Origin of the sequence: Pseudoflavitalea rhizosphaerae, assembly GCF_003991355.1 — a bacterium.
In the GTDB taxonomy this organism is placed as follows: Bacteria; Bacteroidota; Bacteroidia; order Chitinophagales; family Chitinophagaceae; genus Pseudobacter; species Pseudobacter rhizosphaerae.
The window spans coordinates 79694-94684 of record NZ_RCSU01000007.1 but is presented as its reverse complement, the minus strand read 5'-3'; the positions used below and the strand labels follow the sequence as shown (position 1 = coordinate 94684).

Here is a 14991-nt window from a genome sequence, read left to right as displayed (position 1 = left end):
GATCTTCTGAACTTACTTTGCGTTGGTGATGATGAGCTGTCCGTCATAGAGCCCCTGGAATCCTTCAGTGATCAGTTGATCACCTGCCTGGAGACCGGTTTTGATTTCCAGCCTGTCGCCATACAATTCGCCCACTGTCACAGCGCGTTTCACTGCGGTGAGCTTGCCATTCTGATTGATGGCCACCATTACGAATTTTCCATTTTCATCGCTTTGCAGGGTGCTAACGGGAATGGTTATGGCCTCGGGCGTTGTATAATCCTGGATACGTACAATAGCGAGCTGGTTGGCCCTTACTGTTTTTCCGGCCGGGATACGCGCCTCGATATTGAAAGTTCTCGTATCCATATTGATGAGCTTGCTGGCAACGCTCACTTTACTGCGGAGCGTATCATTATTTGATTCAGGTAATGAAATCAGCACATTGCTGCCCACACCGATCTTGTTCTGGTAATTTTCAGGCACTTCCGCTACCACCTTGAGGTCGTTCACATTCACAATGCGGATACCGAACTGAGATGCTGATGCAGGTGAAAGTACCTCACCCACGCGGATATTCACCATATCAACCACGCCGCTCATTTCTGCATACACGTTGGCCATGTCCAGCTGGTTCTCGGCCTGCTCCACCACCTTGGCTGCATTGTCCATCTGTGCTTTGGCATTGATCAGGTCTATCTCTGCGCCGATCTTCTGGTCCCAGAGATTCTTCCTGCGCTCATAATATGTTTTGGCAGTATTGAGCTGGATCTTTGCCTGGTCTACCTGTTGACGGTAAGCCACATCATCCAGCTTTACCAGCAATTGTCCTTTTCTCACATTGTCGCCTTCTTTTACATAGATGGCTTTGATCTGTCCACCCGCACCACGCGGCGTCACGTAAACAACGTTCACGGCATCGATCCTTCCTTTCAGGTCGATATAGTGAGTGAAGCGGGAAGTAGACAGGCTGGAAACGGCTACCAGCTTGGTCTTTTCAGGTTTCGCAAAACTGGAGTCGAGTTTGCTCAGCTCATTTTCCAGCTTGATGATCTGATCGGAGACCCTGGCCAGTTCGCTGCTCAGGGACTGCTGTTCAGCTTTGGCTTTTGAAAGCTCCTCTTTTTTCTTGCTGATATTGTCGTTCACTGAAGCGCCGCAGGCTGCCAGCGAAAGCATCACTACACCGGCGCTTAGTTTAAGTATCGTATTCATATTAGTCATTTATCTGGTAATGGAAGTTGTGTTTGTTTTAGAGTTTACCGATGGCGCGGAGGTAATCGATCCTTGCTATCACTGCATCGAAGAGTGCGGCGTAATAATTCACCTGTGCATTCTTCAGTTCAGTTTGCGCATTGGTGATTTCGAGGTTGGAGCCCAAGCCCTGATCGTATTTCAGTTTAGCCTGGTTGAAGATGCTTTCCGCCAGTTCCATATTCTTCTTCTGGCTTTCCATTGTCAGCAATGCATTTCCGATCTTGATCCGTGCCGTGTCTACTTCATTATCGATATTCAGTTTCAGCAGTTCTTCCTGGTTCTGCGTTTTTTGAAGTTCCAGTCTTGCTTTGGCAACCCTTGCATTCTTGGCAAAGCCTTCAAAGATGGGAACAGAGATCCTTACACCCACAAAAGCTGTAGTGAACCAATCTCCATCGTTAAAGAAATTGAACTTGTCGCGCATCGCATTCTTACTGAAGGTGCCAAAAGCGGAAACAGTAGGGATCCTGCTGAGCTGGTAACGTTTCACATTGAATTCGTTCAGCTTCTTGCCCAATTGCAGGTACTGGAATTCTTTGCGGTCTTCGTATTTGTAGCTATCGTCGAGTATATTTTCTTTCAGCTTTTCTTCAGATAGGGTATCTGTGAGCACCAGTTCATCTTTGGAAGGCATTCCGATGAGGAACTTCAATCCCAGGAGCCCGATCTTCAGGCTGTTCTCCACTTTCATTCTTTCCGTGCGGAGATTGGTGACGGAAACTTCCAGTTTGTCTACATCCAGTTTCTCCACCAGCCCCTGCTGATAAATGGCGCGGGTATCGCTGAGTGTTTTATCGAGACGTTCGATATTGGCATCAAAAGTTTCCATTTGTTTTCTTCCGATAACGATCTGCCAGTACACTTTGTAAACATTCGCCTTGATCAGCTCCATGGTTACTTCAGCGTTCTTGGTGGCCCACTGCATGCTGGTTTCCCTGGCCTGCAGCCCGATGAATACCTGGCCATCGAAAAGGATCTGGTTGAGGCTCACACCTGCAGACGCATTCCATTTGGTGCCGAATGGCGCGGCTATCAATCCGAAATCCTCGGGCGCTGTGATGGGATCACCATTGCCTTTTCTCACACCTTCCGCCACCAGTACACCGTAAGTGCCCTGCGCTATGAAGTTGGGAAAGGATTGTACCGGTACTTTGGGATAATGAATGGCTTCGATATTTCCCGAAACATTCGGTAAAGCCTGAGCAGTGATCTCTTTATTGGTCTGCTGCTGGATCTGAATATCTACCAGTGCATTCTTTACAGTTACACTGTTCTTGCTGGCATATTCCACACATTGCTGTACAGACATTTCATGACGGTTCTGCGCCATCAGGGTTGATGGAAGGGCAAAACCTGCCAGGAACATGATCAGCGTTGTTGAACTTCGCCTTGCTACCTGATAAGGGTTCATATTGGTTTGCTTTTTTTTCTTTCTTCTTTGTATTTCATGATCAGGGCATGCCCCTTTGTACTGGCGATCCCGAACACATAATGCTCAAGTATCAACTGCACCACTTCCACGAAATTGTATTTCGAAGTAGGGAACACCTGCGTATTGAAAGGCATCATCATGGATTCTAGCCTGAACCTGCTGATCACGTCTGTATTGAGATCATTCCTGAATAATCCTTCACTGATGCCACGTTTCATATTCTCCCGTACTACAGTGAAGAGATACTCGTGTTTGTAATTCAGGAATTTTTTGAATGCCTCCGAGTGGTTCTTCTCCAGGTCGTGCAGGATTATGGGATTCATGTTGCGGAACTGCTCAGCCAGCAGGTCCATGGTGAGGAACAGTTCATGCACCGCGTCTTTAGCCCCGGCATAGCATTCATCGCATTCCCTTTTCATTTTGGAGAGCGTGTAGTCCAGCACTGCATTCACCAGTTCATCTTTATCTGAATAGTACTGGTAGATGGTCTTTTTGCTCATGCCGAGTTCCCGCGCGATATCATCCATACTCACATTCCGCGTGCCCAGTTGCATGAAGAGATCATCGGCTTTCTGCCGGATCCTTTCCCTGGTTTGTGTATCTGTTGAGCTCATAATCGGCGACAAAACTAGGGAAACTTTGAAAGTAGTTCAAGTTTCCGACCCTTTTTTTTGGCTTTTTAGATGATTTTGTCTGACCAATGTGATGAAAGGAAAATATGGGGGCAAACACGACAGCAGTGGGACTGCTTTCTGGAAATTGCACAAGAACCGGGCCGTTCTGAATGTTGAAACACTGAGCAGTAGCGGGTTTCAGGAACTATTTCGGCGGTAAGGTACGGGATAGTACTTTTGAGTTCAAATCTCCCTCATCGTATGACAGTGAAGCAGGTACTGAAAAAGATCTTCCAATATTTTTTACAGGGACTGATCATCCTGGCGCCCATCGCCATTACGGTGTATGCGGTTAGCGCCCTCTTCAATTTTATCGATGGCATCCTTCCCGGCATTATCGGGAAATTTTTTCCGGGCTTCCTGGGAACGGATGCGGAAGGAAAAGCGATCAATATACCAGGTCTGGGCTTCGTACTGGTATTACTGGTAGTGATCTTTGTGGGTTATATCTCTTCTTCGTACATCATCGGCAAACTGGTGGAACTTTTCGATAAGGTTTTGGAAAGAACGCCGGGCATCAAACTGATCTATACCACCATCAAGGATTTCTTTGAAGCCTTTGCAGGCAATAAAAGAAAGTTCGACAAATCCGTTCTTGTCAGTATTGAAGGCAATGATGTATGGCAGATAGGTTTCATTACGCGTGAAGAGCTGCACGAGTTCGGCCTTACAGAATATGTGGCGGTATACGTTCCGCAATCTTATGCGCTCACCGGGAGGTTGTACTTCGTAAAGTCAGACAGGGTAAGGCTTCTTACAGATATCAGTTCCACAGATGCCATGAAATTCGCCATCTCTGGCGGTGTAACGGAAATAGACGAAGAAAATCCGGCATAGTTTTCTTTTCGTATATAGTTGGTTTTTCCCCGGTGCTATCGTGCCGGGATAACCGAAAATATACCTATACATGAGAAAACCTTTCCTCCTCTCTTGCTTTGTGCTGATCGGGCTCAAAGCATTCTCCTGGGGCTTCTATGCCCATAAGCTGATCAATTTCCAGGCCGTGTTCCTGTTGCCGCCGGAGATGACCGTCTTTTTCAAATCACATATCCATTACCTCCGTGACCATGCAACAGACCCTGACCGGCGCCGTTATATCGTGCCAGGTGAAGGCCCCAGGCATTTTATCGATCTTGATCATTACCAGACCGATTCCCTGCCCCGTTACTGGAAAGCAGCGGTGGAGAAATATTCTGAAGATACGCTCCATGCACATGGCATTGTTCCCTGGTGGCTGCAGATCATGCAGCAAAGACTTACCAGGGCCTTTAAAGAGAAGAGGACCGATGCTATTTTGAAACTGTCGGCAGACATCGGGCATTATATCGGCGATGCCCATGTGCCTCTTCATGCCTGCAGCAATTATGATGGCCAACAAACCAATCAGCGTGGTATCCATGCGCTCTGGGAATCTGCACTGCCGGAACTGCTGGCGGAAGAACAATGGCAACTTTTCACATTGCGCGCATTTTATCTTCCTGATCCCGCTGCTTTTTTCTGGGAGCGTGTATTGGAAAGCGGCGCCGCAGTGGATACAGTACTGAGGACTGAACGTTTGCTTTCCGGTCAGTTTCCACCTGATGCACGCTATGCTTTTTCTGAACGAAATGGAAAACTCCAAAGACAATACAGCGCTGAATTTGCAGCGGCTTATCATCTTGCCATGAACGGAATGACGGAACGCAGACTGAAGCAATCCATTCAGGCTGTGGCAGCCAGCTGGTACACAGCCTGGGTGAATGCAGGCCAGCCGGACCTCCAGCAGCTGTTGAAGGATTCAGGTAATGCAGAAAAAAAGAAGGCCGTTCAACTGCTGAATAAATTATGGCTGCACGAAGAAAGGAATATGCCATGAATTGAATAATTTTGATATTCCATAAGGTTAGTATAGTAATCAACAATAGAAGAGAAGATCATGATCTATAATTTCAATTCTGGCCCCAGCGTATTACCCAAAGAAGTATTTGAACAAGCCAGCAAGGCAATCCTCGATTTCAACAACACCGGATTATCGATCCTGGAGATCGGCCACCGCACTCCCTTGTTCCAGGCAGTACTGGACGAAGCCATCGCCCACGTAAAAGAACTGATGAAACTGGATGATCAGCATGAGGTTCTGTTCCTCCATGGCGGCGCATCCACACAGTTCTTCCAGATCCCCATGAACCTGCTCAACGAGAACGAAATGGCGGCTTATACCGATACCGGAGTATTTGCCACCAAGGCCATCAAAGAAGCAGGCAATTTCGGGCATGTGGAAGTGGTATACAATGGAAAGCCTTCCAATTTCCGTGAGCTTTCTAAAAATATCCAGGTCCCCAAAACCGCCAAATACCTGCACCTTACTTCCAACAATACCATCGAAGGAACACAGTGGCACGATTTCACGCAGTTCTACAACTCCGGCGTTCCGCTGGTCTGCGATATGAGCAGTGATATTCTCAGTCGCGTTATGGACTTCAATAAATTCGATCTCATCTATGCAGGTGCGCAAAAGAATATAGGCGCTGCCGGCGTGAACATGGTGATCGTGAACAAGAACATCCTTGGGAAAGTGGACAGAAAGATCCCCAGCATGATGGACTATCGCCAGCATATCGAGAATGGCTCCATGCTCAATACGCCTCCGGTTTTTGCCATCTACGTTTGTATGCTTACGTTGCGCTGGCTGAAAGAGCTCGGTGGCATCCCCGCTATCGAAAGACTCAATGATGAGAAAGCCGCTCTGATGTACAGCACACTGGATTCACTGCCGCTCTTCAAAGGATCAGTTCCGAAAGAAGACAGGAGTAAGATGAATGCCACTTTCACCATCGATAATCCTGAACTGGAAAAATCATTCCTGGATATCTGCAAGAACAATGGAATGGTGGGCGTGAAAGGGCACAGGCTCTCCGGCGGATTCAGGGTATCCATGTACAATGCTATGCCTTTGGCAGGTGTGCAGGCTATCACAGAGCTGATGAAAGATTTTGCAAAGAAGAATGGATAAAAAGAAGTTTTAACGCTTTCGAATATTTGTAGAAAGACTGCTCCGGATCGGGGCAGTCTTTTTTGATTCAGCGCAACTGCAGGTCTCTTTACAACCTATACAACTACAATAAACCGTAAGACGATTAAGCATCCGGAGATGTGTTGAAAATATTTTTCGAATGAACCTCCCCGTAAGTTTGCATCAGGATAGTGATCACATCCGTTTTTTCAAACCATTAAATTGAATCCGTATGAATCGATCCGCAAAATTTGCGAGCCTTCTCTTCTGTATCCTCTGCATCTCAATGCTCAGTTGTAAAAAGGATAAGATTGACCGCTTTGCCGGAACCACTACTTTCCCCCGCACAGAGCAGGAAAAGGAAAAAGCAGCCCTGCATTCCGAATTTGCAAACATGCTCCGCCACATCTACCAGGACGAGCAAGCATTCCGCGAAGTGCAGGCAGCTATCTGGAGCGGCTATTATGAAGACGAACGCGTTTTGCTCAAAGCCTTACTGGCGCCGGGCTCCAGCCCACTGTACACACTGGATGCCTTCAAAAAATTCAATACCGCCAAAGGCAGGTTCCAGCAACAATTCGACCGCTTCATCAACAAAGACAGTTTTCCCCTGCTGACGCGATACCTGGATAAAGCAGGATACAAAACAGGGAGCAACTGGCCATCCCAGGAAAAGCCTTCCCTGATGCGTGTGAACGCTTTGGTGAACATCGATCCTGAAACTGGTGGTGAAGAAGAAGCACCCGCTATTTACTTTCCCTACTCAGAAAATTACAGGCCCGTATTTCAGAACAATGAAGAAACCTGGGTCCGCACAACCCTTGTTGCTGCCGACAGGGATGCCAATGAAGGTCCGGGCCTCGAACCGCTGAACTGCGGCAGTTACAATTGTTATATCCCCGTTCTGGTGAATGATGATTATTGCGAACAACGCGCTGTACATATCGTACAATCGGGAGGCCGGGTTGCAACAACTGCTCCGCCTGTTGCCTCACCCACCGTCTCCATGGTAATGATTGGAAAAGTAATGTGCAGCAAACAATACGATCACCTGATCAGCTTCACCGGCAATGGCGGTGGCTCTGAACTGAGATTCGTCAGGGCCGATGGCTACCTGCAGCATAATTCGAATGGTCAGATCACCAGTCCCCAAAATGTAATTTCCGTCAATTGTTCCCGCAAAGAGATCCGAAAGAAAAGATGGAAAGAAGTGAACAGTATCTGGGATTCCAACTGGGAAGCTGATAATCCCGAACAGGTGTTTGCAATTTATGAAGAAGATAATGAGGGCAGCCGCACTCTCTCCGGTTCCATCCAGGCCAAACTCAAATCACTGACCATCGAACCACTGAACTACGAATTCACTGTAAAAACAAAGGATGATATCATCCGTCAGCTGGGCTGGAAGCGAAACAGTTTTTTCGCCTTCAACCAGGGTGGGCTCAACAATGGATGCGGGCTCTCCGATGGCTTTACTATTTACGATTGCAAAACCTCTGTAGCCTATACAATGCCGGCGCGTAAATAGGCAGCGTGTGTCAGTCGTTCACCGGAGGCGAACAAATACGGATCACTCGCCGGAGGCGAGCGACTGGCGGCACTCTGCTCATTCGATAACTTTCCGATAGTTACACTCTCCAATAAAAGGCTTTTGGTAAATCCTTCCAAAGCCTTTTATTTTGTTCACGCTAATACGGTTCAAGCCCCGCAGGGGACCTGACCGGCTGCTATTACATAAACCTGTATTTAAAGATCATACATATAATCAGTTATTATGGTTACCATTTCACCTTTCAGGGCGTTAAGACCTGCCGCAGACCTGGCAAAAGAAGTTGCATCAAGACCTTATGACGTGCTCAATAGCCAGGAAGCCAGGATTGAAGCCAAGGGACATCCCAACTCCTTCCTGCATATCACCAAATCCGAGATCGATCTGCCGGATAACGTTGACATTCATACGCAGGCTGTGTACGACAAGGCGAAAGAAAACCTGCAGGACTTCATCCGTCGCGGTACCCTCTTCCGTGAACAAAAGCCCTGCTATTATATTTACCAACTCGTAATGAATGGCCGCAGCCAAACCGGCCTCGTTTGCGGCAGCTCCGTAGATGACTATGAAAAAGACCTTATTAAAAAACATGAATTCACCCGTCCTGAAAAAGAACAGGACCGTATCAACCATATCAAAACTACGGGCGCACAAACCGGTAATGTATTCCTCGCTTATCGTAATGTTACGGAGCTGGACAAACTCATCGAAGAATGGAAGGCTACCAATCATCCCAGCTACCTCTTCACAGCAGATGATGAGATCAGCCATACCATCTGGACTATCGATGATGATTATACTATCCGATCCATCTCCGACCTGTTCCTGAAATTAGTACCCGCCACTTATATTGCAGATGGCCACCACCGTGCTGCCTCTGCCGCCAAAGTACGCAAAGCCCTCGGCGCTGATGCCAAAGCCGGTGCAGACATTTTCCTGACTACGCTCTTTCCCTCCAACCAGTTGTACATCATGGATTACAACCGCGTGGTGAAAGACCTTAACGGCCTCAGCGAAGCAGACTTCTTCAAAAAACTGGAAGCAGCTTTTACCATCGAAAAAATCGACAAAGCATTGGCTCCTGCCAATCTTCATGAATTCGGAATGTACATCGGTGGCCAGTGGTACAAGCTCAACTCCAAACCCGGCACCTTCAATGAAGATCCGATCGGCGTACTGGACGTAACCATTCTCTCCAATAACCTCCTCGATCCAATACTCGGCATCAAGGACCAGCGCACAGACAAACGAATCGATTTCGTTGGTGGTATCCGCGGCCTCGGCGAGCTGGAAAAAAGGGTGAACTCAGGTGAAATGGTTGTGGCATTCAGTTTGCACCCGGTAACTATCCAGCAATTGTTCGATATTGCGGACAGCGGCAATGTAATGCCTCCCAAGAGCACATGGTTTGAACCCAAGCTCAGAGATGGATTACTGACGCATCTGATCGATTGATATAACAGCTACGCACATAGCAAAACCCTGTTAATCAATTCATATTATTCAACTGCCCCCGTTTAGCCCTGGCCGTTCATCAACTTCAATCACTTATCTTTGACAGATATGAAAAAGTTATTATTTGCCGCCGGCATCTTGTTATCAGCAGGTATCGCTACTGCCCAGGATACAGATAGCAAGTCAGCGCAGGAGACCGCTAAAGGATTTGTAAGGCAGGGAGATTATCCCAATGCCATTCTCATCCTGAACCGCGCTTTGCAAAAAGACGCCAGTAACTTTGAATTACAAAAAGACCTCGCATTTGCCTACTACCTGCAACGCGATTATGCCCATGCTATGGGCGTAGCCAAACCGCTTGTTGAACGTGAAGATGCTGACGTGCAGTCGTTCCAGATCCTTGGCCTTGTCTATAAAGCCCTGGAAGAAAGAAAGGACTGTGAAAAGATGTATCGCACAGCACTGAAGAAATATCCCAATGAAGGTGTACTCTATAGTGAGTATGGAGAAATGCTCTGGAGCAAAAAAGATTATAAGGAATCCATCAAACTATGGGAAAAAGGGATCGAGTCAGACCCCAATCATTCCGGCAATTATTACAACGCTGCCAAATACTATTATTTCACACAGGATAAAGTATGGAGCATCATTTACGGAGAGATCTTCGTAAACCTCGAAAGCTACTCTAAAAGAACACCGGAAATAAAAACCGTTTTGCTGGACAGCTATAAGAAACTGTTCACCGATGGTAACCTCACCAGGGGACAGGATATGAAGAACAATTTTGTACGCCTCTTCCTGGAAACCATCCAATCACAATCGGGTTATATCGCCAGCAATGGCATCACCCCCGAATCACTTTCCGCCATCCGTACCAAATTCATTGTTGACTGGTTTGCGAAAAATGCTACCGGACATCCTTTCCGTCTTTTCGATTACCAGCAGCAACTGCTGAAAGGAGGAATGTTTGAAGCTTACAACCAGTGGATCTTCGGCGCTGCGGCCAATTTGGGAGCGTATGAGAACTGGACAAAACTTCATGCAGAAGAAGCCAGCCAGTTCAATAATTTCCAAAAGAACCGTGTTTTTAAATTACCGGCCACCGGTCAGTATTATCAGACTGCTTCCAAATAATTAACAATCAATTGATAGCTATTCTGTGGCCGCAGGCCCGGAATAGCTTTTTTTATTGCCGCAGAAGTGGTAATTTGATAGTTGATTCACAGTATAAAAACGATTGTATGACCGAACCCAGACGCCTTTTCGATTGCCTGAATTATCACCTGGAACGAAAACCAATTGCCGATATGCTCTCCGCAAAGATCAACGGCAGCTGGAAAAATTTCAGCACGAGAGAAGTGAAAGATATTGTGGACCAGCTCAGCGCAGGCCTTCTTTCCCTGGGTATCGGCCCCGGCGACAATACCGTTGAAGGCAAAGACAAGGTGGCGCTCATAGCAAAGAACAGACCTGAATGGATGATGATCGATCTGGCCGTACAACAGATCGGCGCCGTGCTCACGCCCGTTTATCCAACCATCAACGTTATAGACCTTGAATTCATTCTCAACGATGCCAAAGTGAAGATCATCTTCGTGAATGATGAAGAGCTCTATCATAAAGTGGCCGCAATCAAAGACAGGGTGCCAACACTTCAGTTCATCTTCACCATCGAAGAGGTGAGCAGCAGTCGTAACTGGAGTGAGCTCCTAAGTCTTTCCGACTCCGCCAGCCTTGCCCGTGTGCAGAAGATTGCAGACACCATCCAGTACGAAGATCTGGCCACTATCATCTATACATCCGGAACTACCGGCACCCCCAAAGGCGTAATGCTCTCGCACAGGAATATCCTCAGCAATGTGATCGCCTGCATGCCCTGCTTCCCACCCGGCGATAACATGCGGTCATTGAGTTTCCTTCCGCTGAACCATGTGTTCGAGAGGATGGTCACTTATCTCTATCTCTTCCGCGGTGTTGCTGTCTACTATGCGGAAAGTATGGATACCATCGCGGATAACCTGCGTGAAGTAAAACCTCATATGTTCACTACCGTTCCCAGGCTCCTGGAAAAAGTTTACGAAAAGATCATGGCCAAAGGAGCAGACCTTACCGGCGTCAAAAGAAAACTGTTCTTCTGGGCCCATAGCCTGGCCACAAAATTCGAGATCAACAGGAACCAGGGCATGGTGTACAATATGCAACTGGCCCTTGCCAATAAACTTATCTTCAGCAAATGGCGCGAAGCGCTGGGCGGTCAGCTGCGTTGCATCGTTACCGGTGGCGCCGCCGCACAGGTACGCCTGATCCGCATCTTCACTGCTGCCGGCATCCCTATCATGGAAGGATATGGCCTTACCGAAACCTCTCCGGTGATCAGCGTGAACCGCTATGAAGTACAGGATCGTATGTTCGGCACCGTTGGCCCGCTCATCGACGGCGTGGAAGTAAAGATCGCCGAAGACGGAGAGATCCTTTGCAAAGGCCCCAATATTATGATGGGCTATTACAAGCGCCCAGACCTCACTGCTGAATCCATTACCGATGGCTGGTATCATACCGGAGATATCGGACAAATGGTCAACAACAAATACCTGAAAATCACCGACCGCAAAAAAGAACTTTTCAAAACCAGTGGCGGAAAATATGTAGCGCCGCTGCCTATCGAGAACAAACTCAAAGAGTCCAGGTTCGTGGAACAGGTAATGGTTGTAGGCCCCGAAAGAAAATTTGTGGGTGCGCTCATCGTTCCATCTTTCTCCAATCTGAAAGACTGGGCCCGCAAGGAAGGCCTGGAAGAAATGGACAACAACAAACTGATCCGCCATCCCAAAGTGACACAGTTGTACAATGACCTCATAGAGAATTTCAATAAATTCTTCAATCACGTTGAACAGGTGAAAAAATTTGAATTATTGTCGAACGAGTGGAGCATCAATACCGGAGAATTAACGCCCAAGCTAAGCATCAAAAGAAAAGTGATCATGGAGAAATACCAGGATGCTATCGATCGCATCTATCTCAATGCAGTGGCGCATTCTGAAGAGTAATACCCGGTGGAGTGTCTGCAGTCACCCGCCGGGCGGCGAGTGAATTTCGTATAGTCGCATCTGGCGATGCGGTGTTCGCCGGAGGCGAACAAATAGAAGTCACTCGCCGGGAGGCGAGCGACTGCCAACTCGCTGCCCTTTTTAGTTACCCGCGAATCATTTGAAAACACTGACGCCTCAGACCATTATTAACACAGTTGAGCTAAGTTCAGTTGCCAATCCCTGTTTTCTATTGCATATTTACAGGCACACTTTTCATTAATCAATCAACTCCCGGGTATGAAATCACTATTGCTGCTATTGCTGGTGTTTGCCAATATGGGCTTTACCATTGCAGGCAAAGACTTTCAACAACCCGGCCTTTCAATGCCATCACTGACCAACAGCCCTTCCATCCAGGATTGTATCATTGTTGCATCACCGGATGCCAACAGGATAATAATGAATTAAGTCAATACCTCCCTTCCCATCTGATACAGTCTCTTTTTCTAAAACTGAATCTGTTTTCAATCGAAAATTGATTGGAACTTTGTTTCTGTCAATAACCTTTTCTATTCCCCTCCCGGGGCTCCAAAACGGTGTGTATGAAAACAGAAACCATTCTCCCCGAAGAATCAACACTTGATCCGCAGGATTGGACATCCATTCGTGCGCTGGGTCATCAGATGCTGGATGATATGATCGATTATATCCAATCAGCTGCAGAAAGGCCGGCCTGGAAAAAACCATCATCCTATGCAGTTGCCAGTATGCAGCAACCATTGCCGGAGCTTCCGCAGGATGCATCCGACGTGTACGAAGATTTTTTTACGCAGGTGCTTCCCTTCAACACCAACAATATCCATCCCCGTTTCTGGGGCTGGGTACAGGGAGGCGGCACCATTACCGGCATGCTGGCCGATATGTTGGCGAGTGGCATGAATGCCAATGTGAGCATAGGAGAACATATGCCCATGTATGTAGAGCGTCAGGTGATCAACTGGGCAAAAGAAATGATGGGCTTCCCCTCTACGGCCAGCGGCATCCTGTTGAGTGGTGGCTCCCTCGCCAATATCACAGCGATGATCGTGGCAAGAAATCATTTCAACAAAAACATCCGTCAGAAAGGATTGCAGTCCATGCCTTCACAACTGATCGTTTATGGTTCCGCTGAAACACATAACTGCGTTAGCAAAGCAATTGAAGTGATCGGTATCGGAAGTAACAACTTCAGGAAGGTGCCCGTTGACGAAAACTATTGCATCAACCTCAACGTACTCGAACAAATGATCATCGCCGATAAATCCGCAGGTCATACTCCATTCTGCATCATCGGCAACGCCGGTACTGTCAACACAGGAGCCATCGATCCGCTGACAGCACTTGCAGCCATTGCCAAAGCCAATAACTGCTGGTTCCATGTGGACGGCGCCTTCGGGGCTATCCCGAAAATATTACCGGAGTTTCAACAACGTTTGCAGGGAATCGAACTGGCCGACAGTTTAGCATTCGACTATCACAAATGGTTATACGTAAATTATGAAGTAGCCTGCGTACTGATCAAAGATGCAGCAGCGCATCGCGAAGCATTTGCAATTGCAGTCAGCTACCTGGCAAATCATGAACGCGGTCTCTCTTCCGGCCCCGATCCTTTCAGCAATTATGGAATGGAATTGTCGAGAGGCTTCAAGGCTTTGAAAGTATGGATGGTAATGAAGGAGAACGGGATGCAGAAATACCGGCAGCTCGTTCGCCAGAACATACGCCAGGCACAGTATCTGGCTGGTCTGATAAAACAGGAAACTTCTCTTGAATTGTTGATGGAGCCATCGCTGAATATCGTTTGCTTCAGGTTTACCGGCAATACCACAGATACTGAACAGCTCAATCAACTCAACAAAGAGGTCCTGATGCAATTGCACGAAAAGGGAATTGCAGCGCCCACGTATACTTTCCTCAACGGGAAATATGTGATCAGGGTAGCCATCACCAATCATCGCACACGCTTAACTGATCTTGATCAATTAGTGAAAGCTGTGCTACAGATAGGAGGCGGGCTTTCACGCTAAAATTTAACGATTAAACTAAACAAAATGCAACCAATAACTGTAGTTTCGTATGAACCGAAATACCGTAAGGATTTTGACAACCTGAACAGAGCCTGGATCGAAAAATATTTCCGCATTGAACCTGCAGACGATTATGTGCTGTTGAACCCCGATGAAACAGTGATCAAACCAGGAGGCTCTATCCTGATCGCACTGGAGAACAACACAGCCGTTGGCGTAGTTGGTTTGAAAAAGATCAACGATTCCGACTTCGAGATGATCAAAATGGCGGTGAGTGAAACTTCACAGGGGAAAGGGATCGGAGCCATTCTCGGAAATGCCATCATTGAAGAAGCAGCCAGGCTCGGAGCCCAAAAAGTGGTACTGTATTCAAATACAGGTTTGCTGCCAGCACTGTCATTGTACCGCAAACTTGGTTTTGTGGAAGTTCCCCTGGAACCTGATAACGATTACATCAGATCTGATATCAAAATGGAGCTGCTGATCAATAACAGCGCCCGTTCTTCCCGGGATGGAGAAAGCCCCCGGCAGGAACAGAACGCTGTGTTTTAAAAAGGA

General features: G+C 47.4%; 13 protein-coding genes. 10 read left to right on the top strand and 3 right to left on the bottom strand.

Annotation, left to right across the window (positions count from 1 at the left end; all coding sequences use genetic code 11):
• Positions 1-12: 12 nt before the first annotated feature.
• From D9Y29_RS13655 to D9Y29_RS13645, 3 genes are read right to left on the bottom strand one after another with little or no spacing between them, the layout of a single operon-like run.
• The gene (locus tag D9Y29_RS13655) at positions 13-1194 is read right to left on the bottom strand and encodes an efflux RND transporter periplasmic adaptor subunit (RefSeq protein ID WP_241237925.1); all 1182 of its coding nucleotides are present in this window, start codon (positions 1192-1194) and stop codon (positions 13-15) included.
• A gap of 37 nt (positions 1195-1231) precedes the next feature.
• Positions 1232-2647 (bottom strand): TolC family protein, encoded by a 1416-nt coding sequence (locus D9Y29_RS13650; protein WP_127129036.1) that lies wholly within the window; start codon positions 2645-2647, stop codon positions 1232-1234.
• Positions 2644-3282 (bottom strand): TetR/AcrR family transcriptional regulator, encoded by a 639-nt coding sequence (locus tag D9Y29_RS13645; RefSeq protein ID WP_127129034.1) that lies wholly within the window; start codon positions 3280-3282, stop codon positions 2644-2646. The genes D9Y29_RS13650 and D9Y29_RS13645 overlap by 4 nt, the downstream gene beginning before the upstream one ends.
• Positions 3283-3543: 261 nt before the next feature.
• Between D9Y29_RS13645 and D9Y29_RS13640 the strand changes: the two genes are divergently transcribed.
• From D9Y29_RS13640 to D9Y29_RS13600, 10 genes are all read left to right on the top strand, one after another.
• Entirely contained in the window at positions 3544-4179 is a 636-nt protein-coding gene (locus D9Y29_RS13640; RefSeq protein ID WP_127129032.1) for a DUF502 domain-containing protein, read from the top strand.
• A gap of 70 nt (positions 4180-4249) precedes the next feature.
• The gene (locus D9Y29_RS13635; protein WP_127129030.1) at positions 4250-5197 is read left to right on the top strand and encodes a zinc dependent phospholipase C family protein; all 948 of its coding nucleotides are present in this window, start codon (positions 4250-4252) and stop codon (positions 5195-5197) included.
• Positions 5198-5257: 60 nt separating this feature from the next.
• Positions 5258-6334, top strand: coding sequence for a 3-phosphoserine/phosphohydroxythreonine transaminase (gene serC / locus D9Y29_RS13630; RefSeq protein ID WP_127129028.1), 1077 nt, complete (start codon positions 5258-5260; stop codon positions 6332-6334).
• 232 nt (positions 6335-6566) lie between these two features.
• Complete coding sequence (locus tag D9Y29_RS13625) at positions 6567-7862, top strand: hypothetical protein (RefSeq protein WP_127129026.1); 1296 nt, start codon at positions 6567-6569, stop codon at positions 7860-7862.
• A 246-nt stretch (positions 7863-8108) separates the two neighbouring features.
• Entirely contained in the window at positions 8109-9338 is a 1230-nt protein-coding gene (locus D9Y29_RS13620; RefSeq protein ID WP_127129024.1) for a DUF1015 domain-containing protein, read from the top strand.
• 108 nt (positions 9339-9446) lie between these two features.
• Complete coding sequence (locus tag D9Y29_RS13615) at positions 9447-10472, top strand: tetratricopeptide repeat protein (RefSeq protein WP_127129022.1); 1026 nt, start codon at positions 9447-9449, stop codon at positions 10470-10472.
• Positions 10473-10579: 107 nt separating this feature from the next.
• Entirely contained in the window at positions 10580-12385 is a 1806-nt protein-coding gene (locus D9Y29_RS13610) for an AMP-dependent synthetase/ligase (RefSeq protein WP_127129019.1), read from the top strand.
• Positions 12386-12664: 279 nt separating this feature from the next.
• Entirely contained in the window at positions 12665-12835 is a 171-nt protein-coding gene (locus D9Y29_RS26550) for a hypothetical protein (protein WP_164735403.1), read from the top strand.
• A 134-nt stretch (positions 12836-12969) separates the two neighbouring features.
• Positions 12970-14433: a pyridoxal phosphate-dependent decarboxylase family protein gene (locus D9Y29_RS13605; protein ID WP_127129017.1), complete on the top strand. Its 1464-nt coding sequence runs from the start codon at positions 12970-12972 to the stop codon at positions 14431-14433.
• A 24-nt stretch (positions 14434-14457) separates the two neighbouring features.
• Positions 14458-14985, top strand: a complete 528-nt coding sequence (locus tag D9Y29_RS13600) for a GNAT family N-acetyltransferase (protein ID WP_127129015.1) — start codon at positions 14458-14460, stop codon at positions 14983-14985.
• Positions 14986-14991: the final 6 nt, after the last annotated feature.

Excerpts from the sequence above, each read along its gene's own strand:
- D9Y29_RS13625 (WP_127129026.1), top strand. The coding sequence starts at position 6,567 with ATGAATCGATCCGCAAAATTTGCGAGCCTTCTCTTCTGTATCCTCTGC.
- D9Y29_RS13610 (WP_127129019.1), top strand. The coding sequence starts at position 10,580 with ATGACCGAACCCAGACGCCTTTTCGATTGCCTGAATTATCACCTGGAA.
- D9Y29_RS13615 (WP_127129022.1), top strand. The coding sequence starts at position 9,447 with ATGAAAAAGTTATTATTTGCCGCCGGCATCTTGTTATCAGCAGGTATC.
- D9Y29_RS13655 (WP_241237925.1), bottom strand. The coding sequence starts at position 1,194 with ATGAATACGATACTTAAACTAAGCGCCGGTGTAGTGATGCTTTCGCTG.
- D9Y29_RS13620 (WP_127129024.1), top strand. The coding sequence starts at position 8,109 with ATGGTTACCATTTCACCTTTCAGGGCGTTAAGACCTGCCGCAGACCTG.
- D9Y29_RS13645 (WP_127129034.1), bottom strand. The coding sequence starts at position 3,282 with ATGAGCTCAACAGATACACAAACCAGGGAAAGGATCCGGCAGAAAGCC.
- D9Y29_RS13635 (WP_127129030.1), top strand. The coding sequence starts at position 4,250 with ATGAGAAAACCTTTCCTCCTCTCTTGCTTTGTGCTGATCGGGCTCAAA.
- D9Y29_RS26550 (WP_164735403.1), top strand. The coding sequence starts at position 12,665 with ATGAAATCACTATTGCTGCTATTGCTGGTGTTTGCCAATATGGGCTTT.
- D9Y29_RS13650 (WP_127129036.1), bottom strand. The coding sequence starts at position 2,647 with ATGAACCCTTATCAGGTAGCAAGGCGAAGTTCAACAACGCTGATCATG.
- D9Y29_RS13640 (WP_127129032.1), top strand. The coding sequence starts at position 3,544 with ATGACAGTGAAGCAGGTACTGAAAAAGATCTTCCAATATTTTTTACAG.
- serC (WP_127129028.1), top strand. The coding sequence starts at position 5,258 with ATGATCTATAATTTCAATTCTGGCCCCAGCGTATTACCCAAAGAAGTA.
- D9Y29_RS13600 (WP_127129015.1), top strand. The coding sequence starts at position 14,458 with ATGCAACCAATAACTGTAGTTTCGTATGAACCGAAATACCGTAAGGAT.
- D9Y29_RS13605 (WP_127129017.1), top strand. The coding sequence starts at position 12,970 with ATGAAAACAGAAACCATTCTCCCCGAAGAATCAACACTTGATCCGCAG.